Here is a 21,214-nt window from a genome sequence, read left to right as displayed (position 1 = left end):
GAGGGCAGCAGACAGTTCCCGTACGCATGCACACAGGAGCCTTCATGGACGCCAGACCCAATTCCGCTGAAGCCCGTGACATACGCTACCATCTGCATGGTTATACCAATGCCCGCAAGCATCAGGAATCGGGCCCGCTCGTTATCGAGAAGGGCGATGGCATCTATGTCGAGGACGTGGCCGGCAATCGCTACATCGAAGCGATGGCGGGCCTGTGGAGCGTAGCCGTCGGCTTTTCGGAAAAGCGGCTGGTCGACGCCGCCACCCGGCAGATGTCGAAGCTGCCCTATTATCACGACTTCGGTTCGAAATCGCATTCGCCGCTGATCGACTTGGCCGAGAAGCTGGTCCAGATGGCGCCGGTCCCGATGAGCAAGGCGTATTTCACCAATTCGGGCTCCGAGGCCAACGACACGGCCATGAAGATGATCTGGTACCGGTCAAATGCGCTCGGCCAGCCAGCTCGCAAGAAGATCATCAGCCGCAAACGCGGCTATCATGGCGTGACGATTGCCGCGGCAAGCCTGACCGGGCTGCCCAACAACCATCTTTCATTCGACCTGCCAATCGCCAACGTGCTCCACACATCGACGCCGCATTACTGGCGCGAAGCGGAACCGGGCGAAAGCGAAGAACAATTCTCGAGCCGTCTTGCCGATAATCTGGAGACGCTGATCCTTGCGGAGGGACCGGAGACCATCGCCGCCTTTATCGGCGAGCCGATCATGGGCGCGGGCGGCGTCATTGTTCCGCCCGCCGGCTATTGGGAGAAGATCCAGGCGGTGCTGTCGAAATACGACATCCTGCTCGTAGCCGACGAGGTCATCTGCGGCTTTGGCCGGACAGGCGAGATGTTCGGCTCGCAAACCTTCGGCATCAAGCCCGACATCATGGTGCTGTCCAAGCAGATCTCGTCGTCCTACCTGCCGATCTCGGCCCTGCTCATCAATGAGAAGGTGTTCGAGCCGATCGCGGACGAGAGCGACCGCATCGGCACGTTTGGGCATGGCTTCACGGGCGGCGGCCATCCCGTCGCCGCGGCCGTGGCGCTGGAGAATCTCAAGCTGATCGAGGAGCGCGACCTTGTCGGCAATGCGCGTACGGTCGGTGCGCACATGCAGGCACGGCTGCGCAAGCTCGCTTCGCACCCGCTCGTTGGAGAGGTGCGCGGCATCGGCCTGATCGCCGCCGTCGAGCTGGTCGCCGACAAGGCTGGCAAGGCGCCGTGGGGCAAGCCCGGTGCGCTCGGCGCACTGGTCAACGGGTTGCTGCAGCAGAATGGCGTCATCTCGCGCAACATGGGCGATGCGATTGCCTTCTGTCCGCCGCTGATCATCACCGAGGCCCAGGTCGATACGCTGATCGATGCATTCGAACGGTCGCTCGCCGCCGCCCTGCCGCAGGTCCGGGTGCAGGGCTGAACAGTCTGCGTTGCCTCCGGGTTTCATGACCGGTCGTCATCGGAGCGAGGCGGTGCGCCGACCAGGGGGGCGCTGTCGCGCCCATTTGGAGGGCCGCTCGCCGCATGTGGTCACGGTCGCCGACTGCCGTAGTTGGATGCGAGCTAGTGGCACCGGCAGCCGAGGCCAGGACTTTTCCTGGAATTTGAGGCCCCCCGTTCTCCTCAAGCCGCAGGTGTCCCCAGACCAAAAGGCGAGGAGGGGGGTGTTCAGCTCCCTGGTGTGATTCTCGACGATGCAATGTAAGGTTGTTATCCTTTCGGATTATATTAGTCACCTAAGATATAATTACCAAATTGTTAACCGGGATTAATGCGAGTTTTCCACAGTACCCGTAGTATGGATCTAGGTAGGTCGGGCTGGGCTACCTAAACGGAGCGTGGCGGGTGGCACCGTACGTCGAGCGTTGGATCGACGTTTATGCCTACTCCTTGAGATTTACTCCCAGTGAACGTGCAGGGCTGATATGCCGTGGATGAGGCTTATCGGTTCACACGCACGAGAGGCTTTGCGTGCAGCGCAAGGCAAAGAAAAGAGAGGATATAGGGAAAGTAAATCGGCAACGGAGAGGAGGAGTAAGGCTATGGTGTACTCTCAAAATCCCGATTTCTCGAATGGTGCCACGGGGGTGGCAATACACAATGGACATAATGGGCATCTGCCCGATAGCAGTGGTGTCGGCAAGATTAGGCTTGAAAGCGGACACCAGAACGAAGGTCTGGTCGTAATCATCGACAAGCGAGCACTTGAGCGGGAATGCCTGGCTCGCGGCCTTGTCGAACACAATCCTAGCTTACGGGTCAGTGCCGTGGGATCGCTCGACGAATTCCACAACATTGCCGACGCGGGCGAACCATCAGCTTTCCTCGTGCTCCTGGGGGCTAAAAGGGTCACAGACCAAAGTGTTCGGGCGGAACTCTTGAACTTCGTTTCTGAGGTCGGCGCCGTGCCTGTAATCGTGGTCGCGGATTCCGATGAACCGGGCGAGATTCTCGCGGCTCTTGAAAGTGGCGCTCGAGGCTACATTCCGACAAGTGTGACAGTGAAGGTCGCTGCCGAGGCCACTGGCCTTGCTCGCGCCGGTGGAATCTTTGTACCCGCCAGCTGCGTGCTGGCGCTTCGGGAGATCATCCACGCGACCGCAAGCAGCACCCGTCCACTCACCGGCATGTTCACCGTGCGCGAGGCCGCCGTTGTGGAGGCGCTCAGAAAAGGCAAGGCGAACAAGATAATCGCCTATGAGCTCAACCTTTGCGAGAGTACCGTCAAGGTCCACATCCGCAACATAATGAAAAAACTGAAGGCTACGAACCGTACGGAAGTAGCTTACAAGCTCAGAGAGATGATGCTTTGAAGCGCCGCCTGGCCGGCCTTTGACGGGCCGGCCCAGCTGATGTGACTGCCGGACAGTATCGCTACGATTGCGGGCGGGCCTCGTTGAGGTCCGAGCGCGAGTCTGATGCTCAGCGATCCGGCGTTCCCTCCGGATCCTTTTCGCGCAACAGATGCGCGTCGGCGAGTGTCTCCGCGCGTGCCCGCTCAACCATCCCGGACCCTGCCTTCACAATATAGCCAACGCTGTCCCGCCCCAGTTCCGCGCCGCGATATGCGGCTTCGGCGGCCTTCAGCCCGCCGGTGAGCTTGCGGATCGCCGGAGCCGCTCCGAGTACGTCCAGCGGCAGGCCCAGTTGACCGCGGGTGGGCCGCTTCGGCGGCCACACCGTCAGGCCGAAGTAGCTGGCGGCCGAGCGGTCGATCTCGCCGCTGAACTGCACCAGCAGCGCCTGGCGCGAGCTCTCGGAAATGCGGCCCAGGCTGTTGATATCCATTGGCGGTCTGTCGGAAGGCCGCAACGCGGCAACGATCACATCCCATTTGCCGTCGGTCAGGAGCGACGGGTGCGCAAAAACGCTCACTCTCACCCCACGCTCGCGCAAGGCCTGCTCGATGAATGGTGCACAGGGCGTATCACAGACAAGGGCGAGTGATGCGCCGCGTTGCTGGACGCCGGCCTGGTCGAGCATGATGCAACATAACCGTGCGAACTCAGGCAGCAGGTTAATGGCCGGATGGCCGAGATTGGGAGCTACGACCTTGATGCCGGCGTCGTCACAGCTGTCGAAGTCCACAACGCCTGGCCGAAGCTCCCACGGTTCAGCCATCAGCGAAACCACAGCATGAGGGGGCAGAAGTTCAACGAGCGATCTCGAGATTGGCCCGACCGGGAGACCGTTCGCGAGGACATCGACGTCCTGCCATCCGCGGCTGTCGATGCGGTTCATCACTTCCACGCGTTCGGAGACGTGGGCATATCTGGCACATGCCAACGTCGCGTCGACGGCTGTTGCCAGGCTCGGATGTCTTTGGAATTCGCCGGCGAGCGCTATGACACGGCCGGCATCGGCCAGCGCGGCGGCAGTCGCAGCTACCGCCTGGTATCCCGTCGCGGCGCCAACGACCACTGTTAGCCCGGAGAGATCGAGATCGAGCAAGGCTATTTGCTCGCGGACGATGGCAAGTGCTTCCGCGTGATCGATCTCGGGAACATTGCGAGCAACCGGCCTTGAGGGGAACTCAAATGATGAAATCATGAAGCTGTCCGTCACGTTGCGCGCTCTCCAAAATCAGATCGGCTGGTAACGTCCTTCGACGCAGAGAGCCCCGCTTCGCGGGATCTCGTCCGGGCGCGGTGCATATGCCGTCACGCATTGGGTCCACCCTTGGCCCGGCTTGCGCATCTGCAAGCGCGGTCCCCAGATTTGCAGTCTGCGAAGCAAAGGGGTGGCCTGTATTCGGGTGGCACTCTCGACCGCCTCATGACGGATCCAGTTCCAATGCGTCATTCTCGCAAGTAAGGCCGAATTTGCCCGAACCGCTACCACGGCAATCGGATGCCGATGATACGCCGTTTGGTCGGAAGACTTACCGCCGCCATGGCAGCAATGCGCGGACCTCTCCGAATGAATAGGGAGGCGCCATCGGCGCCTTGCCGGCTACCGCTATTGCGCCGGCAGCGTCCGCACGGCGGCAACGCCCCGGTCCAGTTTGAGACAGTCACCGTCAGCATTCGGCTGTGCGACGGGGTTCTAGCCCCTCCTAAACGTCCACCTGCGCCTCCCAGGGGCCCCTGCACCGGAAAACGGCTCTCAGCGGCCTGGGCTGCCTTCACGGCCTGGCCGGCACATGACATCGGGTGCCTTGAAATAAGGCTAAGGGGGTAACCGGAAACAGTTAGCTGGCTACCTCCTTTGCGGCTCTTGTCGAGATTGGTCCGTCGCTGTGAAGTTGTACGCAGCAACAGCTAGTATTCGTGGGCGAAACCCGTGACAATCAGCGCATTTGACATAAACTCCCGCAGGCCCGGCCTCCACGTTGGCCGGAGCCATCGTCCGCTTGGAGGCCGGCGCAAGAGGATGATGGACGTGACGGTCGCCCTGATCGCGCTTGTCCTGGCCTCTCCGGTCATGCTGGTCGTTGCCCTTCTGATATGGGTGACCGACGGCGGGCCGGCGATATTTTCCCACACCCGTGTCGGTTTCAACGGCAAGCGTTTCGCCTGCTACAAGTTCAGGACCATGGTGGCCAACTCTCAGCAGGTTCTGGCCGACTACCTGGCGAAGAACCCCGAAGCCGCCAAGGAGTGGGAGCAGAACTGGAAGTTCAAGAACGACCCACGCATAACATTCCTGGGGCGCATCCTCAGGAAGTCGAGCCTGGATGAACTGCCGCAGCTCATCAACGTGCTGCGCGGGGAAATGAGCTGTGTCGGTCCGCGCCCGGTCGTTCCCGACGAACTGCAACGCTACGGCGCCTGTGCGGCCGAGTATCTGCAAGCCCGGCCGGGACTGACCGGCCTGTGGCAAGTGACGGGCAGAGACGCAGTAGACTATGCCAGTCGTGTCTCCATCGACAGCCGCTATATACGAAACTGGTCCATATGGGCCGATGTCGTCATCCTCGGACGGACGGTCTTCGCCGTGATGAAGTTCGACCATGCGTCCTGACTGAAAGCGCGTCGCGTTTGAACGGGCTTCATACGACGCGCCTCATGAATGTCCACGCTCCGTCATTGCTCACGGGTCACGCCACGGCGCCATATGGCGCCGAGCAAGAGGCCGAGCACATAGGCGCACTGCAGCGTGACGACGAGGAGCAAGATTGAAAGCAGGCGCTGCCGATCGAACAGACCGTCGGTGCCGCTTGCGGCGGCGCTGATCACGACGGTCACAGCCGTCACGACGATGAGTGCAGGTGCGCGAAAGCGAAATCCCAGCAAAATGCCGGTCACGCCGACGGCGACAAGGCTCCAAAGCACGGCGATCTCCTATGGGCCCGGAAGAACCAATGTGCCGCGCAAAGTCTCCCACATTTTGCGAACCCCTACCAACATTCAAATCCGGTGTACGCCTATCGTTCGTGATCTGCGCGCCTGGGGCTGCACTATGTGCCCCTCCCTCATGGCAACAAAGGCCTCGGGAACCGCGCCTCGGTCGCTTGCACAAAAGGCGTAGGTCACCTTGCACCAATGTCACCCTTTCGCTCATTTCCTTGTCCACCGGCTGAGCTTACGCTGCTTGTTGAATGATATGCGGAATATTCACCCGCAGTGCGGCAGCATGCCTTGAATTGTTGTGCACGGGCGAACGCTGGGCGACTTGTTTCTCAGTGTTACTTGTTCATGGCAAATGGTGCTGGATGTTGCGTAGCGATGAAGGGCCGCGTCGGCTGCACCTCATTCGCCGCGGACAGCCCCGCTCATAGACTTGCCAGAAAAAGCAGGAAGTAGCGCTTTCGGTGCGACATCCCACAGACCATCCCATGCTTCAGGCATCCGTTCTTTTGCTTATCGTGTCGATATGGTTCCCTGGCGCCACGCGGATTGCCGGAACCGATGGGTCACTTTCCTTCCTGCTGGCCCTGTTCTGCGCTCTGGTAAGCGTCGTCTGCTATGGCGAAACGGCAAGGCGCCTTCATCATACCGAAGCCGCCCTGGCGGCTGCCGTGCTGACGACATCTGCCTTCATCATCGTTCTTTCCCTTCTTTCGATGCTCTATGCAGACAGTCCGCTCCGGACAATGCGCGCAGTTTTCGCGCAGATATTCGGATTTGCCATTGTCCCGGCGGTTGCAGCGATCTCTACGAGGCCTAAGGGTTTCGAGGCGGTCGACAGACTTGTGATGGCGATGATCGTCATGAGCGTGGCAACGTCGTGCCTTGTGACGATCGGCCTGGGCGACGCCAAATTCGCCGACAGGGCTGAAGGATATTTCAAGCACTCGAACCAGCTGGGAATTGCCCTGTCGGCGGGGTTGCCGCTGATCGCCGCGAAGCTGGTCACCGCTCGCAGGCACCGGATTCTCCTGCTGGGTTGTCTTGCGGCGGTGCTGCTGGGCCTGGTGAAATCAGGTTCAAAGACAAATTTCGTTGTCGGCGTTGTCGGTCTTGGAATTTTCTTCGGCCTATACAGCATCTATCTGGTGATGAGAAAGCAGAGGCCGATATCGGTTATCCTTGGCGTGGTTGCGGCTCCCGTGTTGATCCAGGTGTGTTTGGTCACATTGCAGTCCCTCAATCCACGGGCTTACAAGCTGCTGTCGGTTCAACTCTCCGGAGGCGAGGCGCATTCGATCGTATCGCGGCAGCGACTATGGTCGATGTCCATTGATCTCGGCTTGACGCATCCCTTCATCGGGGTTGGGGCAGGGCAGCCGGTGGGCGACATCGCTCCCCATAGCCACAATTTGTTCATCGACTACTTTAGAACGCTCGGGGTGCCCGGCGTCGCGCTGGTGGCGGTCATCGCTCTGCTGGTCACGGCCTATCTGGTCAGCGCCGTTCTTTCCACACTGTTCGGCAAGGACAGGAACGAGGACGCGGCAGAAGCGAATGTGATGGTGCTCGGTTCGTCGGTTTCCGTATGGAATTACCTCGCCGCAAACCAGATGAGCGATTCCTTCGGTCCTTCGACCGCACCGTTCTTCTGGCTGCCTTTGGCACTGCTGATAGCCTATCGGGGGATGCAACGATCGCTCCAGATCAGCCGTGACGGGAATACTGAGCTGTACGCCGGCACGGCGCCGCAGGCATTCGAACGCTGAGGATCCGAAGAAGAGCGAGAGCTTTTCCTTGTTTCTTCGACCTTCCAAGAGTCAACTTCACCGGCTGAATCCAATGACTTCGCACACGGTTCGTAACCTGGCGGCAAGCCTGCCGCCAAGCGTCGAAGCACGCGCGCTTCAGACAGACATTCGATTTGTGGAGTTCTTTGGTCTGCCCGGGATTGGAAAGACAACTGCCTCCAGCCTGCTGGCGAACAGCTTGCGACGATGCGGCCCGCTGGTAGGCGAGGTGCAAATAGCCTGGGGGACAAGAACATTCATCAGCCGCCAGATCTACAGGATCGGTATCCTTGCCCCAAGATTCATGGATCGTGAGTTTCGCTCGCTGTTCGCGCGAATTGCACGCTTTGTCATCGAAAGCGGGCAATCATCGATTGTCGATGCAATCAGGGTCATCTGGAACCTTTCGGTTCTGGTTGCCTATGTTGAGAACGAGAGGCCAAGAAGAAATACCATCGTCATTATGGATCAGGGATTGTTGCAGGGGTTCTGGTCCATCTTGCTGAAGAGCAAGCATCGGGCAACGTCCGAGAAATGGCTCGATATCCTGTCCGCCATTGGTGTGCATGACATGGTCTTCGTCCATCTGCGCGGCGAGACCGGCGTCGCACGAGATCGACTCCAGACAAGGGGCGACCGGTCCTCGCGGATGCAGAGGACATCTCCTGATCGCGACCCTGATCTCTGGTCGACGGCGGATCGTTCTTGCCGCGAGATGGCGGCCGCTCTCGAGACGGGAATGGCAACGGAAGATCATGTCGGCGTATTGGCGGCAGTCGATGTGGACAGGTTGGCGTCGCCTGAGGACGTGGCCGAAAGAGCCCTTGAGGCGGTGCTTTTGGCCTGCCTCGACAGGCATCGGCTATGCGGTTCGGCAGGCCAATGAGCACGAATATGGACCGCCGTGCGTTCATGAGCCTTGCCGGTATGTCGCCCGTATTGGCTCTGTTGCCGGCTTCGTCCAAGGCGGAAGGGGCGCAGGCGCCCCTTCAGTCGGATGACAGCGGGAGAGGCACGCAGGTCGTGCTGAGAGGTGAGTACGGCTACGAACAACAATCGGTTCGGGACCTACAGGCCGGAGCAACAGTCGACGCGCGGAATGCGTCCTTCACAGTCGCCAACAGCAGAAACAGCGATCCAAGCGCGCTCATGGGCTGCGATGCGGGGATGCTGCCGGTCAATCGCTATCCACTTGTCATCCGCAACTGTCCCGACGTTCGCTTTGTCGGCGGGCGCTTCAACGGCCAGGTGCCGCTGACGTCGGACTGGCAAGATACCTACTGCAACAGCGCGGCCCTGCTTGTCAGGGACGGGACCACCAATGCGACGATAGAAGGTGTCCGCGCGCGCCGCTGCTGGGATGGCATTCGCTTCGCAGAGCGATCTGACGGCTTTCGCCTGAAAGGGTGCTGGCTCAGCGAAATCAGGGATGATGCGGTCGAAAACGACTATCTCCTCAGCGGCAGCATCGAGGATTGCCTGTTCGACGGATGCTTCTCGGGGATCAGTCTGGATCCCGCATCGAACGAACGGGACGGAACACAAGAGATCGTGCGGATCGAGGGGACACTCATCCGCATGCACGCCTATCTGGCCAAGGGCGACGTCACACATCAAGCCCCGGTCAAGGCTTCCGACCAATCGCCCAGCTTGAAGATCACGGGATCGATCTTTGCGCTGGCTTCGTCAAACATGCGGGGATTTCGGCGCCTGGAACGAACGTGGCAAAAGACCATCGAAAGCCGGGACAATTTGTTGTTGTGGCTGCCCGATGAGCCGATCCCGCCCGCACTGCCGCTGCCGCCGTCCGGTTTCAGGGTGCTGACGGGCAGCAACGCTCGCGAACACTGGGACAAGGTTCAGTTCCAGTGGATCACGGCGCATCAGGATGTGGCCCGGTTCTCCGACGAAGTGCTGTGAGACGTCGCGCAGCATCGGCAAATCGCCGGCCATCTCCTTCCACGGCTGCGTCGAGAGCGATCGCCCGGCTTGAGCCGAGCCGACGAGCGTTCGGGTCGTCCGCGCCTTCGGCCACATCATCGGCAGGACCGCAAGCCTGGTCGCGCCGGTTCATCGTTTCATCAAGTGCATCACACAACCATGAAGACAAAGGTGGGGAGCCATGAAAGCCAGGGAAGTCGAGCTTCTGTGCACGCTGGGTCCGGCGTCGCTCAATGACAAGGTCATCCATTGGTTGGACCGGGTCGGTACTTCGCTTTTGCGCCTCAATTTGTCTCACACGAAGATTGAGGACCTCGAGCGGATCATTACGTTCATCCAGAAGCGGACACGCATTCCGATTTGTCTCGATACCGAAGGCGCGCAGGTCCGCACCGGTCCGCTGGTCGACGGCAAGGTTACGGTGCATGAGAACCGGTTCTTGACTGCCCGTGCGCGGCCGGTGGCGGGCGACCAGTTCAGCATCAGCTTCTACCCGGCATACATCATCAACAAACTTCAAGTCGGCGATTTCATCAGCATCGATTTCAACGCTGTCCTGACCCAGGTCGTGGAGAAGGACAACGAGGCCGTGATCCTGAGGGTCCTGAACGGTGGAGAGCTCGGTCAGAACAAGGCCGTAACGGTGCAGCGCACGCTCGAGATGCCGCCCTTGACCGAAAAGGATCTGGCAGCAATCGCGATCGGCCGCCGGATGGGGATACGTCATTTCGCGCTCTCCTTCGCCCATCGTGCTTCAGACGTTGACGGGATCCGGGCCAAAGCCGGCGCCGGCGCAATCATCATCTCCAAGATCGAATGCCTGAGCGGCTTGCGCAATCTCGCCGCCATTGCCGAGAAGTCCGACGCAATCCTGATTGACCGCGGCGACCTGTCCCGGGAGGTACCGATCGAGCAGATCCCCGCAATTCAGAAGATGATCATCCGAAATGCGAAGGCGCATGGCGCGAAAGTCTATGTCGCAACGAACCTGCTGGAGTCGATGACGAGCGCGCCGACGCCGACTCGGGCCGAAGTCAACGACGTCTACAATACACTGGCGGACGGCGCCGACGGCCTCGTCCTGGCGGCGGAAACGGCCATCGGCCAATACCCGGTGAGCTGTGCCAGGATGGTCATCAAGGTTGCCGAGCAATTCCGGCGGAATATGGCCGGCGGCGCGCAAGCCATTCGGGTGCGTCCGTCATCGCTGCACGCCGGCGTCGAGCCTCATGGCGGGCGCCTGGTCATCCGGACGCTCGGACCGGCGGAAGATCTGGAAACCAAGGATCTGCCGATGGTCACGGTCACAGACGAGGACCTGACCGACGTCGAGCAGATCGCCCGCGGCACCTTCTCGCCGCTGTGCGGCTTCATGGACAAGGCGTGCCTGGAAAGCGTGCTTGAACGCAACCGGCTTCCCTCGGGATTGGCCTGGACGATGCCGGTTGTGCTGGCTGTTCCCAAAGAAACCGCAAGCCGATTTTCGGGCGGCGAGCGCGTTCTCCTTTGCAGCAAAAGCGGACTGTCGCACTCCGTTCTCGACATCTCCGAAACCTACGGGTTCGAGCCGGAGCTGCTCGCGCGCAAATGGTTCGGCACGGACTCGCGCGAGCATCCAGGTGTCGCCCGCGTGCTTGCGCGCGGCGGACATTTTCTTGCCGGCAGCATCACCCTTATCCAGCCGCTGCCTTCGCCGTACCGGCGCTACGACCTGACGCCGGCCCAATTGCGCACGGTCTTTGCGCACAAGGGCTGGACCCGGGTGGTGGCCTTCCACAGCCGCAACCTGGTTCATCGTGTCCACGAAGTGATCCAGATGGCCGCTCTGGAGCGCACCTACGCGGACGGCCTGTTGATCAATCCCGTGGTGGGAAATGCCAAGCGCGGCGATTTCATGCCGCATCTTGTCCTCGATGGCTACCAGGCCATGCTCGACTACGGCATTTATCCGCCAGGCAAGGTGGTGCTCGCAAGCTTCATAACCTACCCGCGATTTGCCGGTCCTCGCGAGGCGGTTTTCACCGCGCTTTGCCGCAAGAACATGGGCTGCAGCCATTTCATCATCGGGCGGGATCACTCAGGCGTCGGCGGCTTCTACGGCGCCAACGAGAGTAGGGAGCTGTTTGATGAACTGGGCGACATAGGCATAGAGCCGATCTTCTTCGATGCCATCGGCTACGACACCCAGTCCGAGAGCTATGTCGACCTGAACGCCTGCAAGGCCGCGACGCCCATCAGCGGCTCGGAGATTCGACGCGCGTTGCGGGCGGGAGAAGCGCTGCCGAACTGGATGATGCGATCCGAGGTGCAGGAGGTGGTGCGCGCCGAGGTGATGATGAAACACGCGCTGTTCCAGGAATAGGATGCGAACGATGGCCAACGGAGTGAAGCATTTCGGGTTGCCGCGGCAGGACCGCGAATATCCTGAACCGGGAACGGTGCTATGGCTGCTCGGACCAACCTCCGCCGGCAAGACGACGCTGGCGATGCGCGTCGTTGCGGATCTGCGGCGGCTCGGGGTTCCGACCATCCTCTTTGACGGCGACGAGGTCCGCGGGTTCTTCGGAGCCGACCTCGGGTTTGGCACAGACAGCCGGTTGCGCGTGGTCTCAGTGCTGGTGCATCTGGCCAACAAGGCGGCCGATGCCGGCCTGCACGTCGTGGTCGCCGCGCTGACCGCAGGGCAAGATGCTCGCGAGCATGTTCGCGAAAATGTCAGAAACCTGACGATTGGCTACGTCGCCTGCTCCGTCGAGACCTGTGCGCAACGGGACCCAAAGGGCCTGTATCGCAAAGCGATAAGTGGCGAGATCGATACCCTCATCGGCTACAACTGCGAATATCGGCCGCCGGACAGTCCGGACCTCGTTCTCGATACCGAGGCGCATTCCGTGGACGAACTCGCGGCGCGGATCGTTGCCTCGTATGTCGGGAATTGACCCGGCGTGCCGGCCAGCGGCATCCCACCTTCATCCTCTGAGCGCGTCAGCAACTGAGGCGGTCGCATGAACGATTCCGAACTCGCGCGTTTCTTTCTTTCCCTGGTTCTGCTGCTCATCGGCGCATTGGGCGGCGGCCTTGTGTTCGAGCGATTGAAGCTGCCGCGCGTGATTGGCGAGATCGCGGGCGGAATTGTGCTCAGCCCGTCCGTGCTGGGGCTTGTCTCGTCCGAAGCGCACACATGGCTGTTTGCCGGGTTCCCCGCGCAGGGTGCCTTGCTCTCCGCCTTTTACTGGCTGGGCCTGGTTCTGCTGATGTTCACCGCCGGCTTCAAGATGCAGGCGGAAGGCATGACGGGATCGGGCCGCATCATACCGGCGCTGGTGATCGGCGCGCTCGTGGTTCCGTTCGCGTGCGGCTATGCGGGCGCGCCGCTGTTTGCGGACGCACAGGCGGGCGATGACCTTGCGTTCAAGCTGGTGATGGGTATCGCCGTTGGCGTTACGTCGATCCCGGTCATCTCGCGCATCTTCCTCGATCTTGGCCTGATGAACAGCTCCTTCGCGCGCAACATCATCGGCGCTGCGACCATCCAGGATCTCATCCTCTGGAGCATGCTTGCCATCGCCACGGCGGTGCAGAACGGTGACGCCGCCGATGCGGGAGGCATCGGGCGTGTGATCGCCGTCAACCTAGCCTTCGTCGTCGTCTCGCTGTTCTTCGCGCCGGCAGCGGCGCGCGCGATTCGGCGAAGCGTCTTCGGCAAGTTCAGCGAAGCGTCTCTGACAGGCTACACCATGCTGCTGTGCCTGGTCTTCGTCGCGGCCGCGAGCCTCTTGAAAGTGAACGTCATCTTCGCCGCGCTTCTGGCGGGTCTCGTGATGGCGCGATTTCCCTCGCGGCATCTTGCTCCGGTGAAACAACATATCGCTGACATCTCGATATGGTTTTTCGTGCCGATCTACTTCGCGCTGGTCGGCTTGCGGCTCGATCTGGCGCATCAATTCGACGGCCCGCTCACCCTCTTCTTCATCGTCGCAAGCACGGCCATCAAGCTGGTGAGCTGCACCATTGCCGCCAGAGCAGCGGGTACCGACTGGGCCAGGGCCTTCGACTACGGTGTCGCCATGAACACGCGCGGCGGGCCGGGCATCGTGCTGGCGAGCGTCGCATACGCCGCCGGCATCATCGACGAACGCATGTTCACCGCGCTGGTGCTGGCTTCGATACTGACCTCGCTGGCCACCGGGCTCTGGTTACGCTGGCGGCTGGCGCGTGATTCCGAAGTGTTTGCCGAATTGGCGAGACCACCCGCGTCTGGCATGCGCGGGGCAGCGAGCCTGGCATCGACGATCATGGAATTTCTGGTCCGGATTTCCCGGTCGCCGTCAGGCCGAGACCGGCACGCCGCTGCCAAACCCTCGGGGCCAGTACCGGATGGACTTGAGAGCTCAAAGCAATCGAATGGGCGAAATGAGCTGCTGCCGAAAGGGCGCTTCGCTCATTGAATGCGCCTGCCCTGCAGCAGCAGATCAGATCGTCGCATTGGTAGACTGGAGGACGACCACCCGATGAATCAGCACCAGGCGGTTGACAGAACCGTGGCGTCAGGCGCCGCCGATTACAGCACGGCCGCGTTCGTGATCCAGGGGCGCCTGGCGCCCGTCAGAGGGCAAAACATCCTGTTCAGTTCCTGCCGGCAGGCCATTTTCGCCGTCAACGATACGGCTGCCGACATCTGGCGCTCTCTGGAAGAAGGCATGCCACCGCACGCCATCGCGTTCGAGATTGCGCGCAGTGGCATCGATAGGCGTGAGGCAGACAGGCATGTCGAGGCTGCGCTCGAGGCTTGGCAACGGCTGGACCTGATACGGCCCTGTGCACCATTGTCTCCACCATCGGCCCGCGAGCACGTGAGCCAGGTGGTCGGCGTTGCGGGCCTCCATATTCGCATCGTCTATCCGGCAGCCTGCGCCTTTCCCGCGATCACCGCATTCCGGCATCTCGAGGTTCAAGGAGAGGCTGCCAACGTTCTGCTCGAGGTGGTAGAGCGGGAGGGGCGGATTCACCTGTTTCGGGATGGCGACTGGATCCTGTCCTGCTCGCTCAACGAACTTCCGGTGATGCTGAAAGGGCAATTGCTGACCGAGGTTCTCGATCACGGCGCCTATGAACTTGCTGTCCATGCGGCCGCGCTTCTCCGAAATGAACGTATCGTGCTTCTTTGCGGCAGTCCGGGCGCGGGCAAGACAACGCTGACCTTGGCATTGGTCCATGCAGGGTTCGGCTTCGCCGCGGACGATGTGACGCTGCTGGACTCAAAAGGGTATGGCGTGGGTCTTCCGTTTGCTCCCGCGGTCAAGGCGGGAGCTTGGTCACTCCTGGCCGAATACTGCCCCGATCTCGGCGCTGCTCCGGTCTTTCGCCGCCCGGACCGCAGGCGTGTGCGCTTTGCCGTGCCCAGGGAGTTTGTCCCGGGACCAGCTTCTCCTCTACCGGTCGGCTGCGTGGTGCTGCTCCGGCGAGGCCGCGACGCGAAGGCTTGCCTCGCGCCGATCGACCCAGCCAGCGCATTGCGTGGCCTGCTCAACGGCGCCTTTTCGCCCGGCCGGGAACTGAGCGGCACCGCGTTCGACGTGCTGACCCAGATCGTCGGATCGGCGGAGACCTATTGCCTGACCTATTCGAGGCTCGATGATGCTGTCGAGCTGATCACGAAAGCGTGCCGATGATGCGCAGGGGCAACGCACTTGAGGCATTGATCGCCGGACTTCGCGGCTGTCCGGCCGACAGGGCCGACTGGCAGGCAGTGATTGCGCTCGCAAATCACACTTTGCTCACACCCGACTTGTTCTCGTCCCTCGCGCGTGCCGGCCAGATCCATCGACTGCCGCAGGAGGTGCGTGAGTACCTGGAGTTTGTTCACGACTGCAATCGGGAACGGAACCTGCGCTTGCGAGCCCAATTGAGCGAAGCCGTTGCCGCCCTCAACCGCCGTGACATCGTTCCGGTCCTGCTCAAGGGAGCGGTCCCCCTGTTCCTCTCCCCGGCCGGACAGGTTCCCAGCAGGATGACCAGTGATCTCGATCTGGCTGTAGAGCCGGCTGAAGAGGCAGTCGCGCAAGCCTGCCTTGAAGAGCTTGGGTATGTCCAGGTTCCGGGCGATCGAGGCGCGACCCGCCAGCAGGATGCAGGAATGCTGGAGCTCCGCCCGAGCCGACCAAACCACCTTGAACGCCCCAAGCTCGTTCAGCGAGACGGTCTTCGGGCGGAAATTCCTCCCGCGCAGTCGCGGGCCCTGCACTGGATCGTGCACGACCTCCTCAAGGAGGGGGATTACTGGCGCGGAAGGATTGATCTCAGGCACCTTCATGATCTGGCACGATTGGCGGAAACCGACGACGTGGATTGGACGGCACTGCAGGCATCGGTGTCGGATCAAAGCGCCCGTAATGCGCTCGATACCCAGCTCCTGGCCTTGCAGCATTTCTTCGGGACCGGGATTCCGGCAAAGTGCGCACAGCGCCCGATGGTTCGTTTTCAGCACTGGAGGCGCATCTTCACGGCGACACATCCCATCATTGGCGCCCCCTTGCGCCTGGCCGGCAATTTGGCATGGGGCACATGGCGGTTTTCACGAGCCGACGGTTTGGCACGACGTGGCCCGCTCGATCTCGCGCGTCGCATCGCTCGCACGCTCTTGGAGGCGCGCACGAAAATCTAAGCCTTTTGGAGAGCTTGTGCCTTATTCTGGAATTCCTAAAGTAAATTCGTCAAAAATACGAGGTATGACATGACCACCGAAAGTAAAGGGCAATCGGAACAGACGCAGGAGAGCCTGGTCTCAGAAGCTCAAGCGCGCCGGGACTTTCTCAAGAAGGCAGGGCGTTTCGCTGCGGTGACGCCGCCGGCCATAACACTTTTGCTCGGCACAAGCTTGAACTCCAGAGCGATTGCCAAATCGGGTGGATCACGCCCGGGTCATGGCTGGGGAGACAAGAACCACATTCACTTCGGCCCCCCCGGGCAGCTCCGCAAGCTCTTCAACCGTCGTGGTCATGGTCACGGAAAATAGGGGTTTCGAGGTAAGGCACTAGAGCGGTTCATCGTTTCACGGAAACGATGAACCGCTCTATCTATTTGTTTTGACGCAATTCCGGACGGAAAACCGCTATGCACTTTTCCTGGAATTGCTCTGGTCTTTCATTTAACAGCCCGGACTGCTCGCGGCGCACAGAGTGCCGCGAGCAGTCCGGGCTTTTCTTTGCCGGCGGCGACCAGGCCCGCACTTGCGTTGCATCAAAAAGAAAGAGCCCCATCCCGACCTGATCGGGATGGGGCTCCAGCCGCGTACGCCGCGGATCTTCGGGCATTCAGTCGCTCGGGCGCATATCCTTTTCCGCCGGGCGGCGCCTATGCGAGAAGCAGATTGCCCAGGAAGTTGTCGTTGTGGAACTGTTCCTCATGAACGCCAAGCAGCGTGATCTGATCCCCGCCGCTTAGAGACGCCACGACATTCGCGCCCTGGTCTGTGGCCACCTGCTGGAATTGGCTGGCATTGGTGATGCCAAAGGCTCTGAGATCGAGGACGTCGCCGGACCCGGCGCCAGCGACGAAATTCGCGATGGTGTCCTGGCCGTCGCCGACAGCGAACACGAACAGATTGTTCTGGTTGCCGGCAATCAGCATGTCATTGCCGCGCCCGCCGATCAGCGTGGCGTTCCCGCCCAGACCCCACAGATAGTCCGCGCCGATCGTGCCGTTCAGGACGTAGCCTCCGTCGACGATTGTCGGCGTGCGTCCTGCCGGCGTCGGGACAAAGTAGGAATCGGTCAGCACGCTGGTTGCCGTTGTCCCGTTGAAACTGCTGACCTTGTAGAACTCGATCAGCATGCCTGCGTCCGTGACCGTCACCAGGTTCGCGCCGACATTGGGAACGCTGCGACCGGCACCGCCGAGGCCGGTGGTCGTGTAGGGAAGAAAGACGCTGTCGCCATTGTCGTCTCGGTTCTCGCGGTAATAATTGTGCTGGTGGCCGGCAAAGACTGCGTTTACGCCCCATTGCTCGAAGGGCCATTGCATGGTGCCGGTGCCGCCACTCGGGTTGTACGGCGTGTGATGGAAGTACGCTACGTTGAAGCTCGCGTCAGAATTCGCAAGGAGAGATTGCGCCCACTGGCCCTGCACTGAAGTGGAGCTGCGCCCATCCGGGTCCTGCTTGTTGCTGTTCAGCGCGAAAAAATGCACCGGGCCGATCTGGAAGTCGTAGTACCTCTCATTGTCGGGTAGCGTGAAGTAGTTCTGGTAGGCGGGAACGGTGCCTTCGTTGTATTCATGGTTGCCTAGCGTAGGAAAGAAGCGGTTGATGGTGCTGCCACTGCCGTACGCGCCCTGATAGTTGCCTATGTAGTCATGATACTGCTGGCCGATGGCGGGATCGAAGGTCTGCGGTGCATAGGCGTTGTCGCCGACTGTGAGAACGAAATCGACGTTCCAGGCATGGATCATCGCCGACACGGCTTTCTCGCCCGAGAGATCGGTGTCGCCAAAATCACCAAAGATCGCGAACCGGTATATTGTCTGCGGCCCCGCCGTCGGCACGACGCCGACAGTATAGTCCTGCGTGGCTGTGCTTCCGTCGGACGAGGTTGCAGTGACGTGGAGGTTGATTGACGGTTCGGAGGCCGCGTTGAGCGTCCCTGTACCCGAGCGTGTGATGACGCCGGTGCTGGGGTTGATGGCGAAGCGCGCATCATCGAGGCTGTAGGTGACCGTCGAGCCGATATCGGGATCCTTGGCCGAGGCGGTGATGCCGATCGCCGTGCCCGCTGCGTCGTTCTGGGCGATCCGGTTGACAGCAATATTGGTGTCGGGCGGGGTGTTGAAAGCGACCGGCTCCGGATTGTCGAGGACGGCGAGGGTGAAGCTCTTGTTGGCCAGACTGCCGTCCGACGAGCTTGCCGTCACCGTCAGGTTGATCGACGGCTGGGTCTCGAAGTCGAGCGTGCCGGTGGCCGAGCGCGTGATGACGCCGCTGCTGGCGTCGATGGCGAAGCGGGAGTCGTTGAGACTGTAAGTGACGGTCGAGCCGGCGTCGGGATCCGTTGCCGAGGCGGTGATCCCTGTGGGAGCGCCCGCCGCGGCAAGTTCGGCGATCTGGTTGACGGTTGTGTCGGCATCAGGCGGCGTGTTGAAGGCCACCGGAGGGCTGACCGGGCCGGGCAGGAGATATTCGATATGCAGGAGTGGCGCGCCGGCAGGCGAGTACTCGTAGGAATCGGCCGTGCGCGTGCCGGTGCCGGTGATCATGAATGCCATGTCGTTGAGCGCCGCCCAACCCGAGCGGTTGACGATCTCCTGAACAACTGCCGACAGGTCCGGTGTGCGCTGGGCCAGGCCGTGGGCGCCCACCGTGGTCCATGGGTCGGGCGCCCAGGCCGTGGACGCGTCCGTCGTCGCGCGCGAGGACACGTTGAAGCTGACGCTGGTGAAGGGACTGGCGTCGTCGGCGTCCTCGCCCTTGATTAGCAGCGACGTCGCGCCAGTCTTTACCTCGTTGGCCTGGAATTGGATGTAGGCGCTGGTGATGATGGCGCCTTGGGGAATGTCGATGCCAATGAAGCGAACGCCGACCGTCTGGCCGGTGGTGCCGTCAACGACCATTTCCAGATCGGTGACGTTGGTCGAAATCGAGCCCGAGCTCTTCTGTTCGACATCGTCGCCGGCGGCAGCCACCCTCGTCTCGACAATCACAGGCGCGGCCCCGGTGACGCCGACGCTGAAGGCGTGGGTATCCGTGCTGCCGTCGGAGGAGGTGGCTGTGACGGTGAGGTTAACCGATGGCTCCGAGACCGCGTTGAGCGTGCCGGTGCCCGAGCGCGTGATGATGCCGGTGCTGGCGTTGATGGCGAACCGCGCATCGTCGATGCTGTAGGTGACCGTTGAGCCGGCATCGGAATCCTTGGCCGAGGCGGTGATCCCGATCGCCGTGCCCGCCGCGGCGTTCTGGGCGATCCGATCGACCGCGGTGTCGGCGTCCGGCGGTGTGTTGAAGCCGACCGGCTCAGGATTGTTGAGAACGGCGAGGGTGAAGTTCTGGTTCGCGGTGCTGCCGTCGGATGAGGTTGCCGTCACCGTCAGGTTGATCGACGGTTGGGTCTCGAAGTCGAGCGTGCCGTTGGCCGAGCGCGTGATGACGCCGCTGCTAGCGTCGATGGCGAAGCGAGCATCGTTGAGGCTATAGGTGACGGTCGAGCCGGCGTCGGGATCGGCGGCCGAGGCAGTGATCCCGATAGGGGCACCCGAGGCGGCAAGCTCGGCGATCTGATTGGCAACGGGATCGGCGTCGGGCGGCGTGTTGAAGGCCACGGGAGGGCTGGGCAACTGATATTCGATATGCAGCAGCGGCGCGCCAGCCGGATTGTATTCGTAGGAATCGGCTGTGCGCGTGCCGGTGCCGGTGATCAGGAATGCCATGTCGTTGAGTGCCGCCCAGCCAGAGCGGTTGACGATCTCCTGAACGATCGCCGAGAGGTCCGGTGTGCGCTCGGCAACGCCGTGGGTGCCGACCGTGGTCCACGGATCCGGCGCCCAGGCCGTGGACGCGTCCGTCGTCGCGCGTGAGGACACGTTGAAGCTGACAGTGGTGAAGGGACTGGAGTCGTCGGCATCCTCGCCTTTGACCAGCAGCGACGTCGCGCCGGTCTTCACCTCGTTGGCCTGGAACTGGATGTAGGCACTGGTGATGATGGCGCCCTTGGGGATGTCGATGCCGGTGAATCGAAGTCCGACCGTCTGGCTGGTGGTGCCGTCAACGGCCAGTTCCAGGTCAGTGACATTGCTCGCTATCGAGCCAGAAGCCTTCTGCTCGACATCGTCGCCGGCGGCTGCCACCCTCGTTTCGACGGTCAGGTCGATCGCAGTTGTGCTGGCGGCGAGGAGGCTGCTGCTGGCGACCGTGGCCCCCGTCAGGGTGGTGGTCGTGTCTGCCACTCGGTCGGATGCGGGGGCGGGCCAGGTGATGCCGCCGTTCCCAAGGCCCACCGCGGAATGCCAGGAGCCGGCGTTCGCCGCCACGCTGTCGAGGAAGGTGTTGTCGAGATGAATGCCAATTCTGGCGGCTGCTTCGGCGAGGCCGGGGAGTTTCAGTCCGCCATCGAGCGCCCAGGTCGCAGTGATCTCGAGCGTGGAGATGAGGCTGTCGATCTTGCTCGCGGCTTGATCCGCGCTTTGGCCGTAATCGCGCTTGCCGGCTTCGCCAGCGAGGCTGCTATCGTCGGAGAATTCGAGGATCGGAGAAAGACTGTTCAGGAAGGTCGTGGAGTCAAGCACGACCGGTCCCGGAGCGTTGCCGCTCTCCGGAATCCGAGGTGGTTTAGACATATCAGATCTCCTTTGCCGCTGTTTTTCAAAACCTGGGCCTCGGCAGGGCCGTAGGTGGACATGACAGCCTGCTCCGCTCAGTCGCGATCGACGGCGTGTCGACGGTCAAAAAATGGAGGGGCCGCATTGCTGGTGGCGAGGGTCTGCCGGGATTGTGTGCGCTCAATTGCGCCGGCAGGGCGTCGCCGCAGAAAACAAAAGTCAGGACGTCAGGCGAGCACGTTGCCTGGATCACTCGCGGGGGGCCGCGGCCGCAGGCCGACCATGGGCCAGCCCATCACGGTGTATGGGGCGGTATCTGGATCAATGGAAGGAACTGGCCTCGGCACTGGTTCGTATCCGAGGGTGCATCCCTTGCGGTCGAGCGAGGC

General features: G+C 61.6%; 16 protein-coding genes. 12 read left to right on the top strand and 4 right to left on the bottom strand.

Annotated features, from left to right (window positions below):
• The first annotated feature begins 44 nt into the window (after positions 1 to 44).
• Complete coding sequence (locus ACSQ3Z_RS23670; RefSeq protein WP_436173674.1) at positions 45 to 1,421, top strand: aspartate aminotransferase family protein; 1,377 nt, start codon at positions 45 to 47, stop codon at positions 1,419 to 1,421.
• Between the two features lie 622 nt (positions 1,422 to 2,043).
• The gene (locus ACSQ3Z_RS23665) at positions 2,044 to 2,814 is read left to right on the top strand and encodes a LuxR C-terminal-related transcriptional regulator (RefSeq protein WP_436173673.1); all 771 of its coding nucleotides are present in this window, start codon (positions 2,044 to 2,046) and stop codon (positions 2,812 to 2,814) included.
• A gap of 109 nt (positions 2,815 to 2,923) precedes the next feature.
• On the opposite strand, the gene ACSQ3Z_RS23660 is transcribed toward ACSQ3Z_RS23665, so the two are convergent.
• The gene (locus ACSQ3Z_RS23660; protein WP_436173672.1) at positions 2,924 to 4,066 is read right to left on the bottom strand and encodes a hypothetical protein; all 1,143 of its coding nucleotides are present in this window, start codon (positions 4,064 to 4,066) and stop codon (positions 2,924 to 2,926) included.
• A gap of 810 nt (positions 4,067 to 4,876) precedes the next feature.
• On the opposite strand from ACSQ3Z_RS23660, the gene ACSQ3Z_RS23655 reads away from it, so the two are divergent.
• Positions 4,877 to 5,464: a sugar transferase gene (locus ACSQ3Z_RS23655; protein ID WP_436173971.1), complete on the top strand. Its 588-nt coding sequence runs from the start codon at positions 4,877 to 4,879 to the stop codon at positions 5,462 to 5,464.
• Positions 5,465 to 5,526: 62 nt separating this feature from the next.
• Here the strand turns inward: ACSQ3Z_RS23655 and ACSQ3Z_RS23650 are convergent, their stop codons facing one another.
• Positions 5,527 to 5,775, bottom strand: coding sequence for a hypothetical protein (locus ACSQ3Z_RS23650; protein WP_436173671.1), 249 nt, complete (start codon positions 5,773 to 5,775; stop codon positions 5,527 to 5,529).
• A gap of 503 nt (positions 5,776 to 6,278) precedes the next feature.
• Here ACSQ3Z_RS23650 and ACSQ3Z_RS23645 point away from each other — a divergent pair.
• The 9 genes from ACSQ3Z_RS23645 to ACSQ3Z_RS23605 all read left to right on the top strand — a co-directional run bounded on the left by ACSQ3Z_RS23645 (position 6,279) and on the right by ACSQ3Z_RS23605 (position 16,536).
• A complete protein-coding gene (locus ACSQ3Z_RS23645; RefSeq protein ID WP_436173670.1) occupies positions 6,279 to 7,559 on the top strand; it encodes an O-antigen ligase family protein in 1,281 nt (426 codons plus the stop codon).
• Positions 7,560 to 7,632: 73 nt separating this feature from the next.
• Positions 7,633 to 8,466 (top strand): hypothetical protein, encoded by an 834-nt coding sequence (locus tag ACSQ3Z_RS23640; protein ID WP_436173669.1) that lies wholly within the window; start codon positions 7,633 to 7,635, stop codon positions 8,464 to 8,466.
• Positions 8,463 to 9,500: a hypothetical protein gene (locus tag ACSQ3Z_RS23635; protein WP_436173668.1), complete on the top strand. Its 1,038-nt coding sequence runs from the start codon at positions 8,463 to 8,465 to the stop codon at positions 9,498 to 9,500. The genes ACSQ3Z_RS23640 and ACSQ3Z_RS23635 overlap by 4 nt, the downstream gene beginning before the upstream one ends.
• Before the next feature lie 202 nt (positions 9,501 to 9,702).
• Complete coding sequence (locus tag ACSQ3Z_RS23630) at positions 9,703 to 11,883, top strand: pyruvate kinase (RefSeq protein WP_436173667.1); 2,181 nt, start codon at positions 9,703 to 9,705, stop codon at positions 11,881 to 11,883.
• 10 nt (positions 11,884 to 11,893) lie between these two features.
• Complete coding sequence (locus tag ACSQ3Z_RS23625) at positions 11,894 to 12,460, top strand: adenylyl-sulfate kinase (RefSeq protein ID WP_436173666.1); 567 nt, start codon at positions 11,894 to 11,896, stop codon at positions 12,458 to 12,460.
• Between the two features lie 66 nt (positions 12,461 to 12,526).
• The gene (locus ACSQ3Z_RS23620) at positions 12,527 to 13,969 is read left to right on the top strand and encodes a cation:proton antiporter (protein ID WP_436173665.1); all 1,443 of its coding nucleotides are present in this window, start codon (positions 12,527 to 12,529) and stop codon (positions 13,967 to 13,969) included.
• A gap of 63 nt (positions 13,970 to 14,032) precedes the next feature.
• Positions 14,033 to 15,193: a PqqD family peptide modification chaperone gene (locus tag ACSQ3Z_RS23615; protein WP_436173664.1), complete on the top strand. Its 1,161-nt coding sequence runs from the start codon at positions 14,033 to 14,035 to the stop codon at positions 15,191 to 15,193.
• Entirely contained in the window at positions 15,190 to 16,185 is a 996-nt protein-coding gene (locus tag ACSQ3Z_RS23610) for a nucleotidyltransferase family protein (protein ID WP_436173663.1), read from the top strand. The genes ACSQ3Z_RS23615 and ACSQ3Z_RS23610 overlap by 4 nt, the downstream gene beginning before the upstream one ends.
• Before the next feature lie 69 nt (positions 16,186 to 16,254).
• Positions 16,255 to 16,536 (top strand): hypothetical protein, encoded by a 282-nt coding sequence (locus ACSQ3Z_RS23605; protein WP_436173662.1) that lies wholly within the window; start codon positions 16,255 to 16,257, stop codon positions 16,534 to 16,536.
• Between the two features lie 61 nt (positions 16,537 to 16,597).
• Here the strand turns inward: ACSQ3Z_RS23605 and ACSQ3Z_RS23600 are convergent, their stop codons facing one another.
• Together ACSQ3Z_RS23600 and ACSQ3Z_RS23595 are read right to left on the bottom strand one after the other, a co-directional pair.
• A complete protein-coding gene (locus ACSQ3Z_RS23600; RefSeq protein ID WP_436173661.1) occupies positions 16,598 to 16,834 on the bottom strand; it encodes a hypothetical protein in 237 nt (78 codons plus the stop codon).
• Positions 16,835 to 16,874: 40 nt separating this feature from the next.
• Positions 16,875 to 20,843 carry a metallophosphoesterase gene (locus tag ACSQ3Z_RS23595; RefSeq protein WP_436173660.1) on the bottom strand — a complete coding sequence of 1,323 codons (3,969 nt, stop codon included), beginning with the start codon at positions 20,841 to 20,843 and terminating at the stop codon, positions 16,875 to 16,877.
• Between the last annotated feature and the right edge of the window lie 371 nt (positions 20,844 to 21,214).

Origin of the sequence: Mesorhizobium sp. LjNodule214 (assembly GCF_964252735.1) — a bacterium.
Classification (GTDB): Bacteria; Pseudomonadota; Alphaproteobacteria; order Rhizobiales; family Rhizobiaceae; genus Mesorhizobium.
Note: the sequence above shows the minus strand (reverse complement) of the source record. Positions and strands in the feature narration are given on the sequence as shown.

Coding starts and splice junctions, on each gene's coding strand:
- ACSQ3Z_RS23670 (WP_436173674.1), top strand. CDS start 45: ATGGACGCCAGACCCAATTCCGCTGAAGCCCGTGACATACGCTACCAT.
- ACSQ3Z_RS23665 (WP_436173673.1), top strand. CDS start 2,044: ATGGTGTACTCTCAAAATCCCGATTTCTCGAATGGTGCCACGGGGGTG.
- ACSQ3Z_RS23655 (WP_436173971.1), top strand. CDS start 4,877: ATGGACGTGACGGTCGCCCTGATCGCGCTTGTCCTGGCCTCTCCGGTC.
- ACSQ3Z_RS23645 (WP_436173670.1), top strand. CDS start 6,279: ATGCTTCAGGCATCCGTTCTTTTGCTTATCGTGTCGATATGGTTCCCT.
- ACSQ3Z_RS23640 (WP_436173669.1), top strand. CDS start 7,633: ATGACTTCGCACACGGTTCGTAACCTGGCGGCAAGCCTGCCGCCAAGC.
- ACSQ3Z_RS23635 (WP_436173668.1), top strand. CDS start 8,463: ATGAGCACGAATATGGACCGCCGTGCGTTCATGAGCCTTGCCGGTATG.
- ACSQ3Z_RS23630 (WP_436173667.1), top strand. CDS start 9,703: ATGAAAGCCAGGGAAGTCGAGCTTCTGTGCACGCTGGGTCCGGCGTCG.
- ACSQ3Z_RS23625 (WP_436173666.1), top strand. CDS start 11,894: ATGGCCAACGGAGTGAAGCATTTCGGGTTGCCGCGGCAGGACCGCGAA.
- ACSQ3Z_RS23620 (WP_436173665.1), top strand. CDS start 12,527: ATGAACGATTCCGAACTCGCGCGTTTCTTTCTTTCCCTGGTTCTGCTG.
- ACSQ3Z_RS23615 (WP_436173664.1), top strand. CDS start 14,033: ATGAATCAGCACCAGGCGGTTGACAGAACCGTGGCGTCAGGCGCCGCC.
- ACSQ3Z_RS23610 (WP_436173663.1), top strand. CDS start 15,190: ATGATGCGCAGGGGCAACGCACTTGAGGCATTGATCGCCGGACTTCGC.
- ACSQ3Z_RS23605 (WP_436173662.1), top strand. CDS start 16,255: ATGACCACCGAAAGTAAAGGGCAATCGGAACAGACGCAGGAGAGCCTG.
- ACSQ3Z_RS23600 (WP_436173661.1), bottom strand. CDS start 16,834: ATGCCCGAAGATCCGCGGCGTACGCGGCTGGAGCCCCATCCCGATCAG.
- ACSQ3Z_RS23595 (WP_436173660.1), bottom strand. CDS start 20,843: ATGTCTAAACCACCTCGGATTCCGGAGAGCGGCAACGCTCCGGGACCG.